Source organism: Polaromonas glacialis, assembly GCF_000709345.1.
In the GTDB taxonomy this organism is placed as follows: domain Bacteria; phylum Pseudomonadota; class Gammaproteobacteria; order Burkholderiales; family Burkholderiaceae_C; genus Polaromonas; species Polaromonas glacialis.
Genome location: NZ_KL448323.1, coordinates 1,293,139 through 1,314,851, shown reverse-complemented (window position 1 = coordinate 1,314,851; position 21,713 = coordinate 1,293,139). Strand labels below are relative to the sequence as shown.

Annotated in this window: 23 protein-coding genes; 9 read left to right on the top strand and 14 right to left on the bottom strand. The window is 55.5% G+C overall.

Annotated elements, in window-relative coordinates:
* The first annotated feature begins 79 nt into the window (after nt 1-79).
* The 5 genes from tmk to EC86_RS0106665 all read left to right on the top strand — a co-directional run bounded on the left by tmk (nt 80) and on the right by EC86_RS0106665 (nt 3,855).
* Nucleotides 80-793 (top strand): dTMP kinase, encoded by a 714-nt coding sequence (gene tmk, locus EC86_RS0106685; protein ID WP_029524895.1) that lies wholly within the window; start codon nt 80-82, stop codon nt 791-793.
* Nucleotides 790-1,920: a DNA polymerase gene (locus EC86_RS0106680; protein ID WP_051676127.1), complete on the top strand. Its 1,131-nt coding sequence runs from the start codon at nt 790-792 to the stop codon at nt 1,918-1,920. Before tmk ends, EC86_RS0106680 begins: the two co-directional genes overlap by 4 nt.
* A 67-nt stretch (nt 1,921-1,987) precedes the next feature.
* On the top strand, nt 1,988-2,365 hold the full coding sequence (locus EC86_RS0106675; RefSeq protein ID WP_029524893.1) for a PilZ domain-containing protein: 378 nt from the start codon (nt 1,988-1,990) through the stop codon (nt 2,363-2,365).
* Nucleotides 2,366-2,386: 21 nt separating this feature from the next.
* Entirely contained in the window at nt 2,387-3,187 is an 801-nt protein-coding gene (locus EC86_RS0106670) for a TatD family hydrolase (RefSeq protein ID WP_029524892.1), read from the top strand.
* Entirely contained in the window at nt 3,184-3,855 is a 672-nt protein-coding gene (locus EC86_RS0106665) for an ankyrin repeat domain-containing protein (protein WP_029524891.1), read from the top strand. The genes EC86_RS0106670 and EC86_RS0106665 overlap by 4 nt, the downstream gene beginning before the upstream one ends.
* A gap of 98 nt (nt 3,856-3,953) precedes the next feature.
* Here EC86_RS0106665 and EC86_RS0106660 read toward each other — a convergent pair whose 3' ends face one another.
* A complete protein-coding gene (locus EC86_RS0106660) occupies nt 3,954-4,967 on the bottom strand; it encodes a DNA-binding protein (protein ID WP_051675765.1) in 1,014 nt (337 codons plus the stop codon).
* 105 nt (nt 4,968-5,072) lie between these two features.
* Between EC86_RS0106660 and EC86_RS27600 the strand changes: the two genes are divergently transcribed.
* From EC86_RS27600 to EC86_RS0106645, 3 genes are all read left to right on the top strand, one after another.
* Nucleotides 5,073-6,152: a tyrosine-type recombinase/integrase gene (locus EC86_RS27600; RefSeq protein WP_084181215.1), complete on the top strand. Its 1,080-nt coding sequence runs from the start codon at nt 5,073-5,075 to the stop codon at nt 6,150-6,152.
* Nucleotides 6,153-6,273: 121 nt separating this feature from the next.
* A complete protein-coding gene (locus EC86_RS0106650) occupies nt 6,274-7,215 on the top strand; it encodes a hypothetical protein (protein WP_029524888.1) in 942 nt (313 codons plus the stop codon).
* A gap of 445 nt (nt 7,216-7,660) precedes the next feature.
* On the top strand, nt 7,661-9,847 hold the full coding sequence (locus EC86_RS0106645; RefSeq protein WP_029524887.1) for a catalase: 2,187 nt from the start codon (nt 7,661-7,663) through the stop codon (nt 9,845-9,847).
* A gap of 4 nt (nt 9,848-9,851) precedes the next feature.
* Here the strand turns inward: EC86_RS0106645 and EC86_RS0106640 are convergent, their stop codons facing one another.
* The 5 genes from EC86_RS0106640 to EC86_RS0106620 form a co-directional block, all read right to left on the bottom strand.
* A complete protein-coding gene (locus EC86_RS0106640) occupies nt 9,852-10,775 on the bottom strand; it encodes an adenylate/guanylate cyclase domain-containing protein (protein WP_029524886.1) in 924 nt (307 codons plus the stop codon).
* Between the two features lie 57 nt (nt 10,776-10,832).
* Nucleotides 10,833-11,792, bottom strand: coding sequence for an LD-carboxypeptidase (locus EC86_RS0106635; RefSeq protein ID WP_029524885.1), 960 nt, complete (start codon nt 11,790-11,792; stop codon nt 10,833-10,835).
* A 122-nt stretch (nt 11,793-11,914) separates the two neighbouring features.
* Complete coding sequence (gene tadA / locus EC86_RS0106630; protein WP_051675764.1) at nt 11,915-13,105, bottom strand: tRNA adenosine(34) deaminase TadA; 1,191 nt, start codon at nt 13,103-13,105, stop codon at nt 11,915-11,917.
* A 55-nt stretch (nt 13,106-13,160) separates the two neighbouring features.
* Complete coding sequence (locus tag EC86_RS0106625; protein WP_029524883.1) at nt 13,161-13,406, bottom strand: hypothetical protein; 246 nt, start codon at nt 13,404-13,406, stop codon at nt 13,161-13,163.
* A 1-nt stretch (nt 13,407) separates the two neighbouring features.
* Nucleotides 13,408-14,055 (bottom strand): FMN-binding negative transcriptional regulator, encoded by a 648-nt coding sequence (locus EC86_RS0106620; protein ID WP_029524882.1) that lies wholly within the window; start codon nt 14,053-14,055, stop codon nt 13,408-13,410.
* A gap of 1,002 nt (nt 14,056-15,057) precedes the next feature.
* Between EC86_RS0106620 and EC86_RS28635 the strand changes: the two genes are divergently transcribed.
* The gene (locus EC86_RS28635) at nt 15,058-15,465 is read left to right on the top strand and encodes a hypothetical protein (RefSeq protein ID WP_156955253.1); all 408 of its coding nucleotides are present in this window, start codon (nt 15,058-15,060) and stop codon (nt 15,463-15,465) included.
* Between the two features lie 101 nt (nt 15,466-15,566).
* On the opposite strand, the gene EC86_RS27595 is transcribed toward EC86_RS28635, so the two are convergent.
* From EC86_RS27595 to EC86_RS26970, 8 genes are all read right to left on the bottom strand, one after another.
* Entirely contained in the window at nt 15,567-16,121 is a 555-nt protein-coding gene (locus tag EC86_RS27595; RefSeq protein WP_084181213.1) for a hypothetical protein, read from the bottom strand.
* Between the two features lie 148 nt (nt 16,122-16,269).
* Nucleotides 16,270-16,821 carry a hypothetical protein gene (locus EC86_RS28630; protein ID WP_156955252.1) on the bottom strand — a complete coding sequence of 184 codons (552 nt, stop codon included), beginning with the start codon at nt 16,819-16,821 and terminating at the stop codon, nt 16,270-16,272.
* On the bottom strand, nt 16,818-17,333 hold the full coding sequence (locus EC86_RS0106600) for a glycoside hydrolase family protein (RefSeq protein ID WP_036771925.1): 516 nt from the start codon (nt 17,331-17,333) through the stop codon (nt 16,818-16,820). Before EC86_RS0106600 ends, EC86_RS28630 begins: the two co-directional genes overlap by 4 nt.
* The gene (locus tag EC86_RS0106595; protein ID WP_029524877.1) at nt 17,330-17,632 is read right to left on the bottom strand and encodes a hypothetical protein; all 303 of its coding nucleotides are present in this window, start codon (nt 17,630-17,632) and stop codon (nt 17,330-17,332) included. The genes EC86_RS0106600 and EC86_RS0106595 overlap by 4 nt, the downstream gene beginning before the upstream one ends.
* A gap of 23 nt (nt 17,633-17,655) precedes the next feature.
* Nucleotides 17,656-17,877, bottom strand: coding sequence for a hypothetical protein (locus EC86_RS0106590; protein ID WP_029524876.1), 222 nt, complete (start codon nt 17,875-17,877; stop codon nt 17,656-17,658).
* A 9-nt stretch (nt 17,878-17,886) separates the two neighbouring features.
* Nucleotides 17,887-19,929 carry a hypothetical protein gene (locus EC86_RS26975; protein WP_051675763.1) on the bottom strand — a complete coding sequence of 681 codons (2,043 nt, stop codon included), beginning with the start codon at nt 19,927-19,929 and terminating at the stop codon, nt 17,887-17,889.
* A gap of 3 nt (nt 19,930-19,932) precedes the next feature.
* The gene (locus EC86_RS0106580) at nt 19,933-20,343 is read right to left on the bottom strand and encodes a hypothetical protein (protein ID WP_029524874.1); all 411 of its coding nucleotides are present in this window, start codon (nt 20,341-20,343) and stop codon (nt 19,933-19,935) included.
* Nucleotides 20,340-21,710 (bottom strand): hypothetical protein, encoded by a 1,371-nt coding sequence (locus EC86_RS26970; RefSeq protein WP_051675762.1) that lies wholly within the window; start codon nt 21,708-21,710, stop codon nt 20,340-20,342. The genes EC86_RS0106580 and EC86_RS26970 overlap by 4 nt, the downstream gene beginning before the upstream one ends.
* Between the last annotated feature and the right edge of the window lie 3 nt (nt 21,711-21,713).

The following is a 21,713-nucleotide window of genomic DNA, read 5'->3' as shown; positions in this document are numbered from 1 at the left end:
TATGGAAGAGGCTTCTGCATTGCCTGACGCTACAAGTTCTGTGCTGCTCCCCATTGGGGCTGGCCCTGATGGAGAAAGCCTGGCGCGGCGGCCTTCGCATTCCCAGGGCGTATTCATCAGTTTTGAAGGCATCGACGGCGCCGGAAAATCAACGCACATCGACGGCCTGGCCCATGCCTTCCGGTCCGAAGGCCGGGCGGTCACGCTCACGCGCGAACCAGGCGGCACCTTGCTCGCTGAAAAGCTGCGCAGCCTTGTACTCGAAGAGGCAATGGACCCGTTGACCGAGTCGCTGCTGATCTTTGCGGCCCGGCGCGACCATGTGGTGCGTGTGATCGCGCCCGCGCTCCTGCGGGGCGAAGTGGTGCTGTGCGACCGTTTCACCGACGCGACCTTTGCCTACCAGGGCGCCGGGCGCGGATTTGATCTGGGAGTGCTGGCAACGCTTGAGCGCTGGGTGCAGGCCGACGAAGGCCTGCTGGGCGACCCGGCGGGCAATCAGCCAATGAAGCCCGAGGTTGAAACGGTGATCGAGCCCGACCTGACGATCTGGTTTGACCTGCCGCCGGAGGATGCCGCCTTGCGCCTGGCGGGTTCTCGCGTTCCCGATAGGTTTGAATCGCAGCCGGTGGAGTTTTTTCGCCGTGTAGCTCAAGGCTATGCGGACCGTCAGCGCGAGCATGTTGAACGCTTCGCGCGGATTGATGCTTCCGTGGCGCGTGATGCTGTCTGGCAGTGCGTCCTGCAGGCGGTGGTTGAAAAGGGATGGATGAACGCCACGGCCAGGTCATGAACGCGTCGAATTCAACCACCCATTCCGGCCGGCGTCTGGCTCCATGGCTGCAAACCCAGTTGGAGAGCCTGCTGACGCAGCGCGGCCATGCCTGGCTGCTGGGCGGGCCGTCAGGGCTGGGACAGTTCGAGCTGGCATTGGCACTGGCCACCGCCTGGCTGTGCGAGAAGCCAACGGCGCAGGGCGCCTGCGGCCACTGCGGCAGTTGCCATGCGGTCGAGGTTCATACACATGCCGACCTGTGCATGCTGCTGCCTGAAACCCTGTCGCTGTCGCTGGGCTGGCCGCTCGACGAAAAAACACAGGACGACCTGGACGGAAAAAAACGCAAGCCCAGCAAGGAGATCAAGGTGGATGCGGCGCGCGAAGCCGTATCGTTCACCCAGTTCACCCGTTCGCGCGGAACGACCAAGGTCGTTTTGGTGTTTCCCGCCGAACGCATGAACCACGTCACGGCCAACACGCTGCTGAAAACCCTGGAAGAGCCGCCAGGCGCGGTCAAGTTCATCCTTGCAACGGAAGCGGCGCATCAACTTCTGCCGACGATCCGCAGCCGCTGCCTCGGCCATACCATGCTGTGGCCTGATTTTGAGCAGGCTTTGACCTGGCTTGGCCGTGAAACGGCTCGAATGGGCAGCACGGACAACAATACTCAAAAAACGGTTCGCCCGCCCGATACCGCTGGCTTGAAGACGCTTTTGCTCCGAGCGGGTGGGCGGCCGGCAGACGTGCTCAACTGGGCGCAAGGCAGCCCAGCTTCGGAGACTGCGCAGCGATGGCTGGATTTTCCCAAAGCCATGCTGCGCGGCGACGTTGGTGCGCTGATGGACTGGCCACCGGCCATGGCGGTTGACGCCTTGCAAAAGCTTTGCCATGACCTCTGGTCTGTCCGGGTCGGTGCGGAACCCCGGTTTTTCAGTGCCAAGGACCTGGCGGCAATACCCGAAAGACCGACTGGCAAAGCGGGCCATGCGTCTCATGAACTGGCTGGAACGGGGTTGCATGCGCTGGCAAGCTGGTCCAGGGATCTCAACGCCATCGCGCGCACCGTGGATCATCCCTACAACCCCGGGTTGCTGATTGAATCGCTGGTCAGCCGTGCAAAGACGGCGCTGACTGCCGCATGAGTTGGTACGTAATCGTTCAGAATGCTGCTGTCAATCGGCAGCATTCCAACCTTCAGGAATAAATCGCATGAGTACTAAACCCATTTCCAGTTCTACGGCTACAGCATCCAGGCCTAGCATTGTCCAGTTGGGCATCAAAGAAAAGGCAGATCTTTACGCCGCCTACATTCCACTTTTTAAAGAGGGGGGCATCTTCATCGCGAGCACGCGCGACTACAAGCTCGGCGATGATGTCTATTTGTTGCTGACGCTTCCGGATGAAACGCAACGCCATCCAGTTACAGGAAAAGTCGCATGGATTACTCCGGCCCATGCGGCCGGTAACCAGACGCAGGGAATAGGTGTTCAGTTTCCCTCAGACGAGAAATCGCGCATGCTCAAAGCCAGGATAGAAGAAGCCTTGGGCGCTAGCCTGGCCTCTAATCGGCCCACGAATACCATTTAAATATCATCTACATATTTAAATATGTTCACAGATTCACATTGCCATCTAAGCTTCCCAAGGTTAAAAGAAAATCTTGCGGAGGTTAGAAAAGCCATGCAGGAAGCTCAAGTCAATAGGGCGTTGTGCATATGCACCACGCTAGAGGAGTTCAATGTCGTTCACCAGCTTGCCACCACTTACGACAACTTCTGGTGCACAGTCGGAGTTCACCCGGACAATGAAAATGTCCAGGAGCCGGGAATCAACGACCTTGTCATGCGGGTAGCGCTTGACAAGGTCGTGGGCATTGGTGAAACAGGCCTTGACTATCACCGGCTGGGCGAGCGTACGGTTGCAGACATGGAGTGGCAACGAGAACGTTTTCGGGTGCATATCCGGGCAGCTCGCCTGACTGGAAAACCTCTTGTTGTCCATACTCGAAGCGCCTCGGACGATACGATTGCCATCCTGAAGGAAGAAAGTGCTGCAGCCGCCACAGAAGGCGGGCAGGTACGCGGTGTTTTCCACTGCTTCACCGAAACACAGGCGGTAGCGCGAGCCGCCCTGGACCTTGGGTTCTACATCTCATTTTCAGGCGTGATCACATTTAAAAATGCGGGAGATATTCGTGAGGTCGCCCGATTTGTGCCCCTTGACCGGCTTTTAATCGAGACAGACAGTCCCTACCTAGCCCCCATGCCTTACCGGGGCAAAACCAATAATCCGTCTTATGTACCTTTTGTTGCGAAACAGCTTGCGGAAACCAGGTCGGAATCGATTGAAGTGATTGCCAACGCGACCAGCCGCAATTTTGAACAGCTTTTCACCGGTATCAATGCATGACTCGATTCTTTACTGAATGCGCGAATAAAATTTTCCTTGTGTTTGTTCTTGCGGGTACCGGCGTTGCGTGGGCGGGTTCCTTTGAAGATTTTTTCAATGCCATCAAACAGGACAACGCGCAAAAGGTCAGCGAACTGCTGACCAGAGGATTTGATGTAAACACGATCGATTCAAACGGTCAAACCGGCCTGTATCTTGCCTTGCGCGAGCCATCGCCGAAAGTGGCCAAAGTTTTGATTGACTGGCCAAAAACCGACCTTAACAAGCTCAACGCGAAGGGGGAAAGCATTTTGATGCTGGCAGCACTCAAAGGACAACTGGAGTTAGCGGACAGGCTTATCAAAAAGGGGGCCGATGTGAATAAAACAGGCTGGACGCCTCTGCACTACGCAGCCAGCGGTGGACATACCGAGCTGATTGGCCTGTTGCTTGAAAACAGCGCCTACATCGACGCAGAATCGCCCAATGCCACCACGCCCCTGATGATGGCCGCCATGTATGGCTCTGAAGCCTCGGTCAATATACTGCTTCAGGAAGGCGCTGATCCGAAACTAAAAAATCATCAAAAACTCACGGCGCTGGATTTTGCCCAGCGCGCACAAAGGCCGGATGCAGTGGAGGCAATCGCTGCAGCGATCAGAAGCAAACGGCCGGCTGGGAAATGGTAAAAAATTCGCACAGCTTGACCTTCCACGATGTATATTATGTTAAGTAAATGATTGCTGAAGTAAAGCGATTTGTTGCGGTTTTGCTTCAGTTTCAGTGTTCATCCCTTACGAGTACTACGAGTCCGTTTTAACTTTTTCGCCAGAAATCTCGCTCCTGCGGCCGGTGCAGTTTCCCGATTCAACAGAGCGTCTGTCAAACGTGCAACTGCTTTTTTGCTATCGTCCAGTTGTGCTTTCAACAGAGTTTTAATTTCATGTGAACGCGAGTCGGAAACGGCGAGGGTTTCCCGAAGCGCATGAATATCTATTGATTGGGCCGCATACAGGGCTTGGATTGTTGACTGCTCTTTTTCAAGAGTCCGTATTTTCTCTTCCCGCAGAATTTTCTCGGCTGCAAATTGTCTCTCGACTGCTTGTGCATCGCTGGAGATTTTTATTGTTTTCTGCCTGGCCCGGTCGATTTCTTCGAGTAACCTATGCTGCGTAGCCTGGGCGCGCTCTTCGAGTTTTTGTCTTTCACTGAGGTAGTCGGCAGTTATTTCCTGATGTTGGCGAATTTCTGAGTCACGCGCTGTTTCTACGGTAATTAGTCTGGCGTGAAGGTTTTGAATTTCCCTATCACGCCTGCTTGCCAACTGTTGGGCTTCACTCAGTCTTGCAAGTGCATCTTCGGTGATATTTTTAGCCGAATTGAGAGCATCTTCAAGCGCCTGCTGTTTTACTGCTCGTACCTGCTCCATCTGAACAAGTTCGACCTCGCGGTTTTGTACCATCAGGGTGGCCTGCGCCAGATCATCTTGCGCCCGTACGATTTCCAGCGCAGATTCTTCCCGGCCTTTTGCCAAAGCAATTTCCCAGGCAGCTTTGATCGCTTGTTGAAGTGCTTTTGGAACATGCTCAGACTCACTAGCTTGCTTATTGACACCAAGTCGCGAAGCCAAAGTCGCAAACCATGTTTCCAGCATCGGGCTGACCGTGTTTGGCGATCCCCTGCCTATCTTTTGTCTGACCCGCTCAATAGTCGGCCTGAGCCCATCCGCTATCAGACTGTCTGCAGCAGACCATACGTCTTCTTGTTGAACACCTCTGTTGTTAAAACTTCTAGTTTCCATCTCAATCCTTCCATGATAAATTTACCCTCGATAAAAGAATGTTATCGAGATCAAAATTTGTTAAATTGTTATACAACATACATTTTATGTATGAAATTATAGAGAATGCAAACGATCGTGCAAATTATCTTAAATAGTCATATTTCTGCACTGAATCCTTCTGTGCTGGATGTCGACGCCCAAAGTGCAGTTGAGGATTTACTACGAGAAGGTGAATCGGCAAATACGCTTGCTAGCTACCGTAGCGCACTAAAGTACTGGGCAGCGTGGCATGCAATGCGCTACGGTTGTCCGATCCAGTTGCCGGTGCCTGTTTCGTCGGTTTTGCAGTTCATCGTTGATCATGCGCAGCGAACCACCGAAAAAGGCCTTGTATCGGAACTACCCCCTTGCATTGACATGGCGCTTGTCAATAGCGGCTACAAGGGAAAACCAGGTCCGCTTGCTCACAACACCATGGTGCATAGAATTGCCGTTCTGTCGAAGGCTCACCAGATTGAAAAACAGACGAATCCGTGCCATGACTACAAGATCAGGGAATTGCTTTCACGCATACGCAAGGCGTATGCAAAACGTGGCGTCCTTCCCAATAAAAAAGATGCATTGACCAAGGATCCACTCCAGCTGATTCTGAACAGCTGTGACGACAGCCTTCGCGGCCTTAGAGACCGTGCGCTTCTGCTCTTCGCCTGGGCCAGTGGGGGGCGACGACGGTCTGAAGTTGCCAATGCAGACATGAAATTCTTGAAACGTGTTCCCAACGGATTCATATATACCTTGGCGCATTCAAAAACCAACCAGGCTGGTCGGGAACGGCCGGAAAACGAAAAACCCCTGCTGGGAAGTGCCGCAGCTGCAATGACCGCGTGGCTTCAAGCCTCAGGAATTTTTGAAGGTCCGATCTTCAGGCAAGTCCGAAAGGGAGGGCAACTTGGCCCGGCGCTGGCAGCTGCCGCCGTGCGTGATATCGTGAAATACCGTTGTACCCTTTCAGGTGTTGAAGGCAGTTTTTCAGCCCATTCACTTCGCTCGGGATTCATCACTGAAGCGGGACGTCAAAACATGCCATTGGCCGAAACCATGGCGATGACCGGTCATCAAAGTGTCGCAACAGTGATCGGCTACAGCCGTGCAGGTGCCGCACTGTCAAGCCAGGTAGCGCACCTATTTGACAATTCCTTGTAACGCAATTTTTGGTTTACAAGTTCTTCGATTTGCCTGCTTGCAGGCCGCCGCGAATGACAGTGTTTGTAGGACGAAAGATGTTGTTACCAGATATCAGGGCGCTTACTGGCAAACTTGAAAGATGAAAAAAATATTGAATTTCAACTTCCAAAAAAAAACACTACTGGTGTTCGGTACTTCTGCAATCATTGCCTGCACCTGTATTGGAAATGCTTTTTCGCAGTCTGTTTCGACCACGAACGGCGAGTCAAGGGCTTCAGCTCTGCTTGAAAAGCATGCAATGCTTAAACCTCAGTTGACGAAAAATGTTTATCATCGCCCTTTAGTTTTCGAATCAGCAGAAAATGTTGACACAGTCACTAGTGACGTTTACGCCATATTAGATTCACCGTTTAGCGCGGTAAGTACCACTTTTAAAAAACCTGATCTCTGGTGTGAAGTACTGATACTGCATTTGAATACCAAATACTGCCATGCAAGTCCTGAATCAGCCAAACCCGCCAAGCTTGCAGTCAATATCGGCAAAAAAACGCCTCAGCAACTTGCAGACACCTTTATGCTCGAATTTTCGTATCGCGTTACTGCGGAAACGCCCCAATACCTGGCAGTTGAATTGCATGCGAACAAAGGGCCTTTGAATACGACCGACTACCAGTTGCAACTGCGCGCCGTCCCTTTGTCTGAAGATAAAACGTTTATCAATCTTCGCTATTCCTACGGATATGGGTTGGCTGGCAAATTGGCCATGCAGACCTACCTATCAACTCTGGGTCGCGGTAAAGTAGGTTTCACCAAGCTTACGTCCGATGAAAACTCTGCTTATGTCGGAGGAATGCGCGGTGCCGTAGAACGAAACACCATGCGTTATTACCTTGCAATGGAAGCTTACCTTGCATCACTTAAACACTCCCCGCCGCAACCGGTAGAAGCAAGATTGCAGTACTGGTTTGATGCGACCGAAGAGTATGCGTTGCAGCTACGTGAAGTGGACCGCCCCAGTTACCTGGCCATGAAGAAGGATGAATATCAAAGGCAGAAAACCATCGTTCCTGCCCAGCGCTAACCGAGTGCAGATTTGTCCATTTGTATTGACACTCACAATCTGCGGCTGGTGTTGCATACCAAGTTCGCGGATTGGAAAGGCTGGCTCTGATGGAGGTGGCTCGTCAATCTCTATTGGCTTGGAAGATTCTGGTGGAATGACGATCGGACGGCTGCTGTCGGGCACTGGGACCGGTGGGTTTGGTTGAGGAACTGGTATCTTTTCTAGCATTTTTACTTCATTTTTTCATGAACTTTGTTATTAAAAATTTGTAGATTACATTGTTTTATATTTGACTCAGGCTTTGCCCAACAGAAAACTTCCATTTCTTTCCTTAGACAGGGACATCAACCTACGCAAAATGCTCAGTGAAAAACATATCCTTGGAATTCTTCCTTACCCGAAATGGGTATGAGTTTTTAAGCATCGATGCCGTTTTGAAGCCGGATATCACCAAGGAAATTTAATGTCGTTGCTTCCAAAACGCAATGCGTCCAACCCGCGCAACACTTCAGTTCCAGCAAAGCTTGCTCACGAAAAGTTGGCGCAACTCGAGGCGTTCACTTTGGCTGCAAGTCCGGGATTGACGAGTAATCAAGGTGTGCAACTTGCAGACAATCACAATTCGCTCAAAGCCGGCGACAACGGCCCTACTCTGCTCGAAGACTTCATTCTCCGCGAAAAGTTAACGCACTTCAGTCATGAACGTATTCCTGAGCGTGTAGTCAATGCCCGGGGCTGTGGCGCGCATGGATTTTTCAAGCTCTACAAATCCATGGTGCAGTACACAAGCGCAGCTTTTTTACAGGATTCGGACATTGAAACTCCCATTTTCGTACGATTTTCCGGAGCGTCAGGATCTCAAGGATCAGCCGACACGGTACGGGATGTACGTGGATTTGCCGTGAAATTCTACACACAAGAAGGAAATTATGACCTTGTGGGAAATAGCATGCCGGTGTTTTACATTCAGGACGCGATTAAATTTCCGGATCTGATCCACGCGCTCAAACCTGAGCCCCACCATGAAATGCCGCAAGCCAGCAGCGCGCACGATACCTTCTGGGATTTTGCTTCCCTGGTGCCTGAAGTCACCCATATGCTGATGTGGACCATGTCGGATCGTGGATTGCCACGCAGCTTTCGCATGATGGAAGGGTTTGGTGTGCATGCATTCCGCTTCATCAATGCAAGAAACGACGCCTTCTTTGTCAAGTTTCACTGGAAACCGAAGCTGGGCGTACATGGACTTGACTGGGATGAAGCCCAAAAAATAGCCGGCAAGGATCCGGACTTTCTTCGTCGAGACCTTTGGGAAGCTATTGAAGCCGGCAATTTTCCAGAATGGGAACTGGGCGTGCAAATCGTCGATGCGGGCCGGGAAAATGACTTGGGCTTCGACATTCTCGATCCTACGAAGCTGATTCCGGAATCTCAGGTACCGGTGCAGATGATTGGAAAAATGGTGCTGAACCGCAATGTCGAGAATTTTTTCTCAGAAACCGAGCAAGTTGCTTTTCACCCCGGAAATCTCGTACCAGGAATAGACTTCTCCAATGACCCTCTTTTACAAGGCCGCCTTTTTTCTTATACAGACTCGCAGTTGACGCGGCTGGGGGGTTCGAATTTTCATGAAATTCCAATCAACCGCAGCGTTTGCCCCATTCACAATTATCAGCGCGGGGGCCTTCATCGCCAATCCATCAACAAGGGCCAGGTCGCGTATGAACCCAACACTCTGGCCAACGGGATCGAACTCCGCGTGGATGGTGCCGCCGATGGATTTCAATCCCATCCCGACCAGCTTGGAGTATCCAAGTCACGGCGTCGGCTTCCCTCGTTTGAAGACCATTTTTCTCAGGCGACCTTATTTTGGAACAGTCAGAGTGTCAGCGAAAAAGACCATATCGTTGCAGCCTTCAGATTTGAATTGTCAAGGGTAGAAGTATCCGAGATTCGCCAGAGGATGGTCGATAACCTTGCGCATGTTGATCTCAAACTGGCGGCCCGCGTGGCCTTGCCATTGGGAATCAATGCGCCAGACCCAAAAGCAGCGGCGGGCCGAACTGGTTATCGCGATTATCGGATCGCTTTGAAAGTCAGCGAAGATGCTGCGTTGAGTATGGCGACACGAGTTGGCGCCAGCATAAAGACCCGAAAAATTGCCGTCCTGGTGGCCGACGGTGTCGATGCGCCTGCCTTGCGACGTCTTGTGCTCGACATGACCGCAGCAGGAGCTATCTGCAAGCTTATAGGGTCGCAACTGGGAAGCGTCTGTACGGCTGCAGGCAAACAGCTTGTCGTTGACCACACCTTTATTACCATGCCTTCAGTCATGTTCGACGCAATCGTGATTCCAGGGGGCGAGGAAAGCACGGCAGCCTTAAGTCGTCTGGGCGAAGCTGTTCATTTTGTTCTTGAAGCCTATAAGCACGGAAAAACCATTTGCGCCTTGAATGAAGGCCATCAACTGTTGGTCACTTTAGGTTTCAGCATTGAAAAGAACCCGGAGTTGGTCAATGTACCAACACCAGGCGTTATATTGGCCGATGCGCGCAAGGTACTCGATGGGCAGGTGTCACAGGACTTTCAGGCAGCCATAGCCCTTCATCGCCACTGGGATCGGCTGAATGTTGACGCAGTTCCAGCCTGACGGTCTAGCGATCAGATGCTTCCTGAAGCTTGAAGGCAACAGTGGGTACAGTGAAATCTTCAAAAGATGCACCAAGTGCCATTTCCCCATTTTGCAGCAATACACAATCTTGGCGGCGCAACGGAATGATCGATTCACCGTTGGAAAACCGGACCCAGGTGCCGTAGCTGCTGATGTCCTTCAAATAGAACTTTCCGGCGCGCCGTTCAATCATGGCATGTCTACGTGACACCCTGGGATCTTGAACTATAAATTGGGCGTCAGCATCGCGGCCAAGATAAACGGGAAGCTCCGCAGCGGTAAACCTCGCGTTCAGATCAAGCCAAGACAACTCAATGAAGACTGGATTGACGTCGTGCTTATCAAGGGTCGAAGACATCAAGCCGGCGGGCATGGTGAATACCTCAGAAAGCACCTCGTCCTGCCATTCGACACGATGCACAACGCATGACTCGGTTCGGCCCCTGATCACCATGGGGCCAAGACAGCGGGAGCGAACTGCGAAAGTATCCGGTAGCTGCTGGATCACGCTTTCACTGACAAGTATCTGATCGGAGCCCGATAAATCGCTCAATCGGGATGCCACATTGACTGCATCGCCATAGCAATCGCCGTCCTGTTCGACAACATCGCCACGTGCCATGCCTATCTGGAGCCTCATTTTGAGGGGAAGCGGCCAATGGCGGATTCGGTCATAGTGAATTTTCTGAAGCTCGCTTGCAGCCGCAACCGCATCCCGGCTTTCCTTGAACAAGATCAGGACGCCATCGCCCAAGTACTTCACGACATGTCCGCTGTGCATTTCACAGACCTGGCCTATCCACTGCGTCAGACGGGTGATAGCCTGGGCGGCCTTGACATTGCCAAGTTTTTCGAAAACGCCCGTGCTTCCAGTGAGGTCCGCAAAAACGACGGTGAGTTCTGCCATGTGCTGTTGATGCTGCCTGTTGTAGGAGGTTTGATTACAGCATGGCTGACATGCTGTTCAATGCTGGTGACCCCAAAGCAAAAATGCGTCTCGTCCCTCCACAGCAAGTGTCACGGGCAGGCCCACCGGCAACACAACTTTAGTGGCGACATGCCCGAAGGGAAGTCCGGTGAGAACCTGCGCAGTCACCTGACTTTGCAACCACGCGATCACACTGGCTATCTTGTAGCCTTTGTCGTGAGGCACCAGTTTGTAATGGGTGAACTGGCCGAATATGATTGCTTTTTGCTGCGCCAGCACGCCGGCCTGGAGCAGTTGGGCGAGCATTCGTTCCACGCGGTAAGGATGCTCGCCAACATCCTCAATGAATAAAATGCCATTTTTCACGACAGGAAGAAAAGGTGTTCCGACCAGTGAAGCCAGCATGGCCAGATTGCCACCCCAAAGCACGGCATCATGAATACTGTAAGTATCATTCATAGAATTTTCACATGATGGAACTGTATCTTCAGCTATTTTTTTAATAGCTGTTTTGGGCAACCGCCAGCCGCTACCCTCCCCTTGTCCAGTCACCAGATCGTCAAAACAGGCTTCCATGATGTCGTCAGCGCCTGCAGCAGCGCCAAAATCTTCACCCAGCGCCGGTCCTGCCCAGGTCACAGCGCCTGTTTTTGCCAATAGCGCCATCTGGAATGCAGTGAAGTCACTAAATCCGACAAACTGCGTACCACGGGCCACAGCTTTCGCAACAGCTTCGTAATCAATGGCGGGAAGAATACGTGTAAGGCCATAGCCTCCACGAGAAATTAGCGCTACATCGGCACCGCTGACTGAAGCCCGGTGAATGGCTGCAAGACGTGTTTCATCATTCCCCGCAAATCTCTGATGGCTTGCCAATGCAGCCTCATCGACCTCGACCTCATACCCTGATGCCGTCAGGCGCTTGAGCCCGCGTTTGAAAGCAGCTTTGTCGCGTATTGCACTGGAGGGAGAGTAAATGTAGATATGTTTTTTCACGGCCCAAGTATCCCATTGTGTAGCCTGAAAACTCGTTGGTCTGGCCCATGGTTTTGCATCAAATATTCATGTAAATTACATTAATAAATTAAATTGGTTCGATCCAGCCTCATGACTCGCATTTAGCTCTTGATATGAAGCGTCCAGAACCGTTCAGCTTCTGTGAAAACATCAAATTTTTGAGCATCCTCGAAATCCGGTGCCAACGCAGAAAGTGCAAGCGCTCCTGCCCGATAGCTAGGTCCGGGAAATGGTGCGTCGCATCCTGGGCCGATTTGATTTCTTGACTTGATTTTTCCTGCTTGTTTCCACAGCACAAGCCCCCCGCTCAAGGGCTGTTCATCTTCGATCAAACGGCCCTCGGCATTCATGAGCCGCAGGCCTCGGTAACGCAGCGGTGCGGCCATCGGCAGCGTCAACCCCAGCAGGCTTTGCCATTCAGGAAGCACCAGCACGATGTTGCGCAGATCCAGTGCTTCAACCAGTTCAACCAGTACCTGGCGATGCCTTGAGAAGGTATGGAAAGCAGCCTTCTTGGGCTTGTCGCTTTTGCCGAATCCGATCAGATCCGGTACGACGACCCGGTCACCAGCGCCCAGCAAGAAGGGAATCAGCTGACGAAACCCATAACTCCAGCCTGGAAGGTCATGCAGGCACAGGTAGCTGACCGGTACCGGCTTGGCGTCTATTTCAGGCACGACCACCTGTTCGTCAAGATAATGCATTCGCAAGCGGTCCAGAGCTGGTAAATCGCTGCGGTAGTGTGGAGTCCAGGGATAGGCAGGCAAACCAGCGAAGGCGGCATCGGGCGTTCGCAGTGCGTCATCGCGCAAGGGATGGCGCTGTCGTGCCGACTCACGCTGCTCATGCCGCCGCTGGCGGAAAAAATCCTGCATCAGCGCGCGGCTCGCCTCGGCCAGCACCCCGCCCTGCCACTCGGTTTGGTGGTTGAGCGTGGTTTGTGCAAACAGGTTGATGACAGAGCCAGCCGCGCCTGTCTTGGGCTCAGGGGCACCAAAGATCACGCGTTTGAGCCGTGCGTTCAGGATGGCGCCACAGCACATCGCGCATGGCTCCAGCGTGACAAACAGTTCGCATTCGTCCAGCCTGTAGTTTCCGAGGACTTTGGCTGCGGCGCGCAAGGCTACGATCTCGGCGTGGGCGGTGGGATCATGGCCACGGACCAAGGCATTGCGGCCAGTGGCAATCACTTGGCCTTGCCGAACGACCACAGCTCCGACAGGGACTTCTCCGGACGAGGCTGCCATCCTGGCCTGGTCAAGGGCCAGTACCATAAAGTCGGCATCGTTCATTTGCTACTTAAAGTATAGCTACAAACACAATAGGGTATTGCGCAATTGCCACTTTTTACTCTCCATCAACAGTTCGCGGCTGTTGCATGGCGGCTTCGACCGACTGCCTGACTTGCTCCTGAATCTGCTGACTCTGCAGCTGAGGATTTTTTATGCCCAGCGATCCGGCCGGCACGGCGGCAGCCTGGCGGGCAAGCGCGGAATCTTGCTTTGCCGTCAAGGCCGCCAGCTGCTTTTTTGCCAGCAGGCCAACGACGGCCAGCACGGTCAGCAAACTGATCATCCCGAATACCAGACGCATTTCAATCTTTCCGACTGTGTATTGAACCGCTAACGATGTGTTTCATCCAACGCCCAAGATCCTGTTCGGCATCATTGCCATTTTCGTAAATGGCCTGCGTTGCTAAAACCGCTTCGGACCGGTGCTGGTTGAGCTTTAACTTGCATTGCAGGCCCGTGACCTGCAACTCAAACGCAACGATGCCCGCCAGCATTTTTCGGGCATACGCATCGTCCATTCCCCGCCACTGTTCAGCATAGGCAGGCTCGTGATCACCAATCAGTTTTTTCAGAAGACTGTCCTTGGCTGCAGCGTCTTCAAGCAGCGTTGCCTGCACGGTGCAGTGCACCGCCAGGTAATTCCAGGTCGGAACCCGGGCCAGGTCGGGGTAAACCTTGGGCGACAGGTAGGCATGCGGCCCGAGAAAAGTCACGACAGCCTGCGGTCGATCGCGCAAATAGTGCCAATGGGGATTTCCCCTGGCAACATGCCCCAGCAGGGTGAACGCCTGTTGCCCGGCAGGGTCGTCAGCCATTTCCAGATGCAGTGGCAAATGGGTGATGAAAGGAAGACCCGACTCGTCAACGCTGATGAGGCTGGCAAAAGGATGTTGACGGATCAGGGCCGCTGCGTGCGAGCGGTCACCCTCAAAATGGGAAGGCAGGTACATGGCCCCAAGCTTAGTCCAGAATCACATCCAGGCCCCGAACAAACTTGCTGGAATCCCGGGCTTTTGACATGGCTCAGCAATGCTTCGCAACACGTTCAGGCGAGCGCATTCGCCAGTCAATGGCTTACTCCCACTCGATCGTTAACAAGCGCCTGAAACCCGCATGAACAAAGAGTTTCAAGGGCTTGTGTTTGTTTGATGCCATGTTTAATACCATTGCCAATGTAAATACTCACAGTTTGACGTTTCGATGATGACGTGATTAAACAGCCTCCAGCGACTTTAACTCAGTAGATGCACCCTAACCCTACCCTTTGCTCAACCCGAGAAAAGCGACTGTCGGCAGTTCTGGAGAGTCGGTTTTTTTGATACATATCATTAAAACATTCTGACAGATACCAGTGCAGACGTCTGCACGGCGCTATTCAACGCATTAGTTCAGGTCAGCGATACACTACCGGTAGTGGTTGCAACATCTTTAGACACTAGATATAGTGCCAAGGTCTATATGCAAAAAGCCAAGGCGGCAACCTTGGCTTTTGCACCCGAACCGTTACAGCACGGGGAGGTGCAGATCAAACAATCTTCACGACACAAGTGCAAGTTTGCCATGGTTTGCGATTGGAACTGCTGGTTTTTTGTAACGCCCTTTGGGCAGAAAAATTGTCACCATGGCTAAATCTCCCACGCGTACCCCACCCCCTGGCAGCAAAGCTCGCGATGCAGGCTCCGGCCAGTACGTTCCTTTGGATCGTGCTCGTACAGCGCCAAACAGAACGGTCATAGAAAGCCCGCCAAAGAAAAAATAACCTGATCGAGTTAGTTTCAAAGCTCGTCAGCCAAAAGCTGCCGGGCTTTTTTTGCGTGACGACATGCCTTACTAGTTCATTCAATCACACCTAAAGCACTTTAATCGTGACTATGCATCCTGTTTTTTTGTGATGCTATTAGATTTTTGATGGCCAATCAACAAAATCAGAATATATCCAAGAAGGTTTTCTAATGAAGTGGTTACTTTTCATCGCAGCCTTATTTCCTTTTTTGGCTCATTCTGGTTCGATTTACCTTTGCAAAGCTTATAGCGGAGGGACCTTTTGGGCTCAGTCACACTGCAGCAAGCACAGCGCCTTGATTGACAGCATTGTTAGCGTTCCCGACAGCCTGGCTTTTGATCAGCAAGTCAACCTTGCCGAACAACAACGACGTTCAACCGCCATCATGAACACCGTCACCCATACGACAGTCACGACCTCCCCCGCACAAGACAGAAATGCCGAGTGCAAAACCCTTGACGCTCGAATCACCGACTATGACGCCCAGGCCCGACATCCTCAAAGTGGACAGATGCAGGACTGGATTTCAGAAAATAAAAGAAAAGCTCGAGACCGGCAATTCAGTCTTAGGTGCTGACGCTATTAACCAATAAATGCTTGTCGCAGCGTGGCCACGCTGCATTTTGATTTTGTAAGCAATGGACCGTGGAAATCTGCAGCGTGACTAACTTCGTTGCGTTAACCGATTACAGGGACTCCAACTATGTATGGTTCCAAACCATTTTTGTGCCTTCGTGCAAACTGCTTATGATTTTTTATGTAGCAAGGATCTTGCGCAGCTTGACGCAGCCAAAGTCGCGCACCGCTGATCATTTCACGGCAAAACAAGTTGAGATCAATGCAAAGTGCACCGCCCATATTTCCGTAATGGATCACGCTTAATGTTGCGCCAGGCTCAATAAATATGATGCGATTAAATGCGCTCTTTGGATGCTGTGAGCTGCCTTGGTGAAGCAGCGAACAACGAAAACGATAACAAGCATCACCCGTGAGTGGATTTTTCATCTCTTTGATGTACTCGCGTTGGTGAGGCGGTACCGACTCAAGTGTGTTTTTCACAAACATGGGCCGAGCCCACTTTTCGAACCAATCTTTATATTTAGCTCCAGTAGCCTCCCCGTTTTCTGAACACAATGCGCCAGCAATATCAGGAATTGTGAGGGTTGCATATAAAGACAGGAGATACAAACCAGATCCTAGGGAAGCCTCAATTTGGTCGATAAGTGTCTGCATATGGCGCTTTGCCTAAAGTGATGTGGATTGTATGGATGAGTTTAGCCGAGGGCCGCTTGCGGTACTGTCAGCGCTGAGCTCAATCATTTCTTGGGCGCTTTAGGCAGCCACCGCTCCCAGATGAGCAGCCACACAGCCGGACCCCATATCACTTCAGCATCTCGCGCAGGTTGAGGCTGTCGGCCCGGCAAGAGGTATAGGCCAGGTTCACCTGGTCGGCGTCTGCGGCCTGGCTGAGAAGAAATTCAGTAAGCTGCTTTGATAAAAACCCATCGGCCTCGGCTCCGTCTGCTGCACCACCTTCGGCACGGGCGGGATCTGCGGCCGGGGCGCCACCACCACCGCCCCCACATCCTGCAGCATGGGGGTCGCGCAGCCGAGCAGCAGGCCCGGCAGCAGCACGCAGGCGAACAGCCAGACCAGCAATAGTGCTTTTGTTTTGAACATCGTCTTTTTCCTGTTGAAGTCTGAAGTCGGCGAGCGCCTGGTTCGCGGCTTTAGTTTTTTCAGTTTCAGTCGCCAGCAGCTTGCCGGCTTCTTCTTTCTGCGACCGGATGGCCAAGTTGTAAGCCGTGGTGGCGCGCGTTTCGCCAATGGCCTGCTGATGCGCTGCCCAAGGCTCATAGCCAAAACCCAGAACAGCCAGCAGCGAGGCCAGCGCAACAGCCAAGGCAGCAATGATCTTGGTTGACGCGCTCATGATTGCGCCGCCAAGCACTGCGCATGCCTGGCCTGCTGGCGCGTCCAGACACCAGCGCAGACCCGGTTGCCTGGCACCGAGCAGTCGTAGCCCGCTGAAAACCGGTACCGCAGCAGCGCCTGGCACGCAGCCGGGTAGTTGCCGGCGCGCAGCTCGCGCAGCATCGACGAATTGCGCCAGGTGGTCGCGCCGTACTGGTAGCGCCAGTCTATGTAGATGTCATATTCAGCCTGGTGCAGCGACACGCCATCGAGCGACTTTCGCATGTCGGCTTCGTCCGCCTGGAGGTACTGCAGCGTCCTGGCCAGCGCCTTTGCCGGCGTGGTGGTGTCGCCCATGCGCACCGGCCGGCCATCGGCATGCGTGGTGCTGCCAAAGCCCAGCGTCGGCACATCGCCCCGGGTCGGGATGACGGCCGCGCTGGTGTAGCTCTCATCGAGCGCCAGCCCGACCAGGGCCGTCGCGCTCAGGCTCAGGGCCGCCACCATGATCCGGTTTTTCATGCCGCTCATCTCGACTGCCCTCCCGTCTTGACCGCCACCCAGACGGCAGCGACCGCCAGGCCTGCTTTGAGGATGTAGCCCAACGGCTTGGCCAGCTTGCCAACATACTCCAGCACCTTCATCGCGCCCTTGAATGCCTTGAAGATATCCACCAGCTCGGACGTGTTGTCTGCCGTCTCGCGTGTCGCGGTCGTGTTGACCGCGAGATCCTGCTCGATCCGGGTCATGCGCGCATCGCCCGCGTCGAGCCGCGCTGTCAATGCGGCCGTGCCTGGTGGATGCACCAGGTTGCCAAAGTCGTCTTGCATCAAACCGCACCCCTTTAGATTTTTTAGATTTCAATGATTTCGACGGGCAGATTGGGTGCAGGACCCTCGATCTGCCCATCCCGGACAAAGACACGCTGGTCGGCGGCTGCCTGGCCACGCGCCTGCAAGAGGCCACCGCCTGGCAGCTCGACCGTGGCAATGCCACTGGACACCGACAGCACGGTGCCGACCTGCAGCGGCCGGCCGGGCAACAGATCGAGGAACGCTTTGAATAGATTGCTCATGGGTGCTCCTTAAGCGTGGGTCTCGACCGCGATGGTTTGGCGAAGCTTGGGGCGGGACCATGCCAGCGACGTGCTGCGCACCAAACCCAGCCGCGACTGCCCGCCGTCCAGGTAGCGCACGAACTGGCCGGGTTTGATCAGGCCCGTCTCGCTAAGTACCGGCACCGTGAGCGTGACCCGCGCCTGCTGGCCCGTGTCTGACAGGATGGCCAGGCCGCGCTGGCGGGCCGCGTCGGCATGCGTGATCAAGGCATCCGTCACCATGGGCGCGACACTGTTGCCGGCCGTGCCGGCGCGGGTGACCTGACCCAGCACGCCGTTGGCCACGCCGCTGACAAACACGCGGTTGTAGTCCGCCTTGCGCGTCCAGTCGATGCCCTCGACGCTAACGACGGCCGATGGCAGCTCGACGTCGGGTGTCACACTGCCCCACTCCCAAGGCGCGGCCGGGTAGCGCGGCAGGATGCGCAGCGTCTGCGCGGTGTTGTGCGGCTGCACGTAGCCGCCGGCGGCCTGCGCGATGGCTGTGATTGCAGCAATGTAGGCACCTTGGGCCGTCCAGGTGCTGCCCGGCACCAGCCAGTCTGTCAAATTCCAATCCACCGCCCAGCCAATGCCGACACCGTTGACTGTCAAGACGTCCGTCATGAGCTGCTGGGCCGTGCGGGCCTGCAGGTTGCCGAAGTTCAGGCTAGGTGCATACGGCGCGTCGAGCATCGCCGCCTTGCCGCGTCCCTTGACCGCAATGCGCGCCTGGCCGAACTGGCGCTGGCGGCTCACGCCCTCGGCATAAAGCCGGTACGGCACGCCGTTGACCAAGGCCTCGACCTCGACGGGCTCGCCGTCGCTGCCGGGCTGCACCAGGGGCAAGGCATCGGCCGGGACGGACGCGCTCCAGGACCAGGTCCACGACTCGACATCGAGCGACATCTGGAAGGCATAGGCGGGAATGGCCATGTCGCCATCGACGCGGCGCAGGGTGATGGAATTGATGGTCACATAAGTCCTCAGGAGGGGCACGATGACCGTGCCGGGAATGACAGGCGGCAGGTAGCAGGCTCGCGCCCCGAACACCAGGTGGGCGACGGCCAGCGGCGGGCACTCAAACTGCAGGTGCCCGTCACGCGGATAGACGGTTGGGCCTTCGGCCTGCGGCTGCGGCCACGCGCTCTTGCCGTTTTTTGCCTGCCCGGCCACCTGCCAGGGAAACGACACCTGCGCCGCGCCGCGCAGGCGGCGGCTCGCGCCACTGCGTCCGGTCAGGCCCTGCACTTTGGACTGCGCCCACTGCCAGGTGGCTGCGGCATGCAGGGTGTGTAACGCCCCCGTCTGCATGGGTGACGCGGCCTGCTGCACCGACTGCACTGCCGCCTGGTAGCGGACCGTTTCCAGGTGAATCTGCGGCTCGGCTTTCTGGTGCGGCGCGGCAGCGGCTATCACGGTGGGCACTGCCGTCTTCCAATCGCCCTGTGCATGCAAACGCTGGGGCACTCCGGCATCGAATGCCGCGCCCGCTGTGTTTTCGGCAGGCATGGCCGTCTGCCAGGGGAGTTCCGGGGCGAGCCGCTGGGGCAGCGTGACGCCGGATTCACTGGCAAGGTCCCGCCGATCGGGCAGCGCCGTCTGGTGCATCGCGGCCATCCGCTGATCCAGCCAGGGCGTGACCCGCACGTCATAAAATGTCGCGCTGGTGACCTGCACCGCCCCCGACAGCCGCACCAAGGCCTCGGCGCGAACGGGCATCACGCCCTGACCTGCAACCTCGACGTTCGGAGAAAGCTGCACGGCAATCTCGGCCAGCACCGGATCGCGTACCACCACCTCGTCTAGCACAGTGCCAAACAGCAGGTGTGTCGGGGTGCCCGCCAGCGGCGCGGCCTCAAAGCGCAACTGGATCGACGTGTCCCGCCGCACCTGCGCCGACACCGACACCCGGCCCGACAGCAGGACGTACACGCGGGCCGTGACCGGCGCGCCCTCATCCCCAAAGATCAGGGGCGTGGGCGACCCGGCCAGCCGGGGTGTGCCAAAAATCAGGGGGATGTCGGCCACGGCTTATTCCGCGATGATGCAGGCGACGAGTTGCAACTCGCCGTTGGCGAAAATCTCCAACACATTGACGATGACCGGCTTGCCCGAGCCCGCCAGCCCGGCCTCCAGGTCCATGAACCCGTCGCCCGCTGCGTTGACAAAGCGCACCCATCCGATCGTGCCCGACGCCGACGCCGCAGCCACGCGCGGGACGGTTAGCGTGAGCAGCGCCAGATCGCCCGACGATCCGACCACCCCGACCGGGGTTGCCAGCAAGATGGTGCCCAGCAGCGTGGCGGAGCCCGGTGCGTCCGAGGGCAGCGCGGGCGGAAGTCCGGTGTAGAACCTTGCAGCGGCTGCGCCGCCTGCGACCAGTTCGCCAGCCAGGCCTTTGAGCTGACCCTTGCGGGCAATGAGGGACAGTGGCGTGGTCATGCGATCAACTCCGGGATTTGCCCATCGGCCACCACGGCGCGGAATGCGCCCGTGTGGTCATAGCTCAGGACGGTGAATTTTTGCAGTTCGTCCACGTAGTCGAAGCTGTATGCGCCGGTCGCGGGGTTGCTCCAGGCTTCCCGAATCAGCAGCCCGTCGCGCTCGCGGATCAGTCGCACCTTGCGGTACACCGGGGCGTCGGGCGTGCCTTTTTCCTTGACAGTGCCTGCCACGCGGCCTCTGCCAGTGCCCAGCACGCCCGAGTTGTGGTCCTTGACCGAACCGGACTCGATAGTGAGATTGACGGGCGCATTGAGTTGCGGGATGCCGTAGACGATGGCAGGGCCGGTGCCAAGAGAATGGGGGTCGATTGAGGCTGCGCGGCCTTTGACTTTGTTCATCACCAAAAACGGGGAAATCGGGGGTCCGGTTGTCACGTTCTCGGTATCCTGCACTCCAACGTAGCCGAATATGCCGCAAAAAAGGTCGCCTGAAATGCTAGGCAACGTTCCTGTCAGCCTCAAGGTTCCGTTCAAGGACAGATTAAAAACACCTCCCGGCAGGTACTCGACACGCCACACCACCAAATCCCCAACTACCACCTCGGCAGCGGCAGGGTTCGGGGCCGTGGCAAATGCGGCATCCTCGGCGTTGTTGACCCACCGGCTCATTATTAAGCCTCCAGTGATGGACGCAATACGAACACCTGTCACCCCGGACCCGTAGCTGAGAAAAAATCCGGTGTGCCGGATGCCGTAGGGGTCTGACACGACGCGCTGTGACATTTCCATGTACATGCCGGGGGAGAGGGCCGGCAGGGCGTCCAAGCGCAGCATGCTCGCATCGGAGGTGTTGCACCGCACGGCCTGCGTTGCACTGGACCACTCCCACGCCCCGCGCAACGCGGTCATGCGGCTGGTGGGGTCGGAGGTGAACGAGTCAGAAGCCACGGCAGGGGCGGACAGTGAGGACTTCGCCTTGGCCCCCGGCCAGGCGATGCCGCTGTACACAGCCTGCTCGGCCCACGCCAGCCCATCGTCCGAGAACTGAAGGGCCGCGATCAGCAAAAACCGGGGGAAGCTGTCCCCGGCAAGTTGCACGGTGTACACATTGGCAGGATTCCCTCCGAAGTCCCACGCCAGAGCCAGGCCCCCCACGGATTGCGCCAGCCAGCGCGCAGCAGTACCTACGTTGTCATCCTGCAAATTGGCAACCGCCCCCGTGGCAGGCGCAATGCTTGAGGTCAGCGTAGCAGAGGCATCCACGCGCACCCCCGCAGCGTCAAGCAGGTGAAAGCAACTCAGTTCCACTTCGCCTGCCCCGTAGGCTTCCATGGCGACAGCGCGCCAGTAACGATGTGCTGTCATGGC

What these genes read in the sequence shown, in the direction of transcription:
- tadA (WP_051675764.1), bottom strand. Translation starts at nt 13,105, where the DNA reads ATGAACGATGCCGACTTTATGGTACTGGCCCTTGACCAGGCCAGGATG.
- EC86_RS0106620 (WP_029524882.1), bottom strand. Translation starts at nt 14,055, where the DNA reads ATGTACCTGCCTTCCCATTTTGAGGGTGACCGCTCGCACGCAGCGGCC.
- EC86_RS28635 (WP_156955253.1), top strand. Translation starts at nt 15,058, where the DNA reads ATGAAGTGGTTACTTTTCATCGCAGCCTTATTTCCTTTTTTGGCTCAT.
- EC86_RS0106640 (WP_029524886.1), bottom strand. Translation starts at nt 10,775, where the DNA reads ATGGCAGAACTCACCGTCGTTTTTGCGGACCTCACTGGAAGCACGGGC.
- EC86_RS27595 (WP_084181213.1), bottom strand. Translation starts at nt 16,121, where the DNA reads ATGCAGACACTTATCGACCAAATTGAGGCTTCCCTAGGATCTGGTTTG.
- EC86_RS0106595 (WP_029524877.1), bottom strand. Translation starts at nt 17,632, where the DNA reads ATGCAAGACGACTTTGGCAACCTGGTGCATCCACCAGGCACGGCCGCA.
- EC86_RS26970 (WP_051675762.1), bottom strand. Translation starts at nt 21,710, where the DNA reads ATGACAGCACATCGTTACTGGCGCGCTGTCGCCATGGAAGCCTACGGG.
- EC86_RS28630 (WP_156955252.1), bottom strand. Translation starts at nt 16,821, where the DNA reads ATGAGCGCGTCAACCAAGATCATTGCTGCCTTGGCTGTTGCGCTGGCC.
- EC86_RS0106665 (WP_029524891.1), top strand. Translation starts at nt 3,184, where the DNA reads ATGACTCGATTCTTTACTGAATGCGCGAATAAAATTTTCCTTGTGTTT.
- EC86_RS0106580 (WP_029524874.1), bottom strand. Translation starts at nt 20,343, where the DNA reads ATGACCACGCCACTGTCCCTCATTGCCCGCAAGGGTCAGCTCAAAGGC.
- EC86_RS0106650 (WP_029524888.1), top strand. Translation starts at nt 6,274, where the DNA reads ATGAAAAAAATATTGAATTTCAACTTCCAAAAAAAAACACTACTGGTG.
- EC86_RS0106675 (WP_029524893.1), top strand. Translation starts at nt 1,988, where the DNA reads ATGAGTACTAAACCCATTTCCAGTTCTACGGCTACAGCATCCAGGCCT.
- EC86_RS0106600 (WP_036771925.1), bottom strand. Translation starts at nt 17,333, where the DNA reads ATGAGCGGCATGAAAAACCGGATCATGGTGGCGGCCCTGAGCCTGAGC.
- EC86_RS0106660 (WP_051675765.1), bottom strand. Translation starts at nt 4,967, where the DNA reads ATGGAAACTAGAAGTTTTAACAACAGAGGTGTTCAACAAGAAGACGTA.
- EC86_RS0106670 (WP_029524892.1), top strand. Translation starts at nt 2,387, where the DNA reads ATGTTCACAGATTCACATTGCCATCTAAGCTTCCCAAGGTTAAAAGAA.
- EC86_RS0106680 (WP_051676127.1), top strand. Translation starts at nt 790, where the DNA reads ATGAACGCGTCGAATTCAACCACCCATTCCGGCCGGCGTCTGGCTCCA.
- EC86_RS0106590 (WP_029524876.1), bottom strand. Translation starts at nt 17,877, where the DNA reads ATGAGCAATCTATTCAAAGCGTTCCTCGATCTGTTGCCCGGCCGGCCG.
- EC86_RS27600 (WP_084181215.1), top strand. Translation starts at nt 5,073, where the DNA reads ATGCAAACGATCGTGCAAATTATCTTAAATAGTCATATTTCTGCACTG.
- EC86_RS0106645 (WP_029524887.1), top strand. Translation starts at nt 7,661, where the DNA reads ATGTCGTTGCTTCCAAAACGCAATGCGTCCAACCCGCGCAACACTTCA.
- EC86_RS0106625 (WP_029524883.1), bottom strand. Translation starts at nt 13,406, where the DNA reads ATGCGTCTGGTATTCGGGATGATCAGTTTGCTGACCGTGCTGGCCGTC.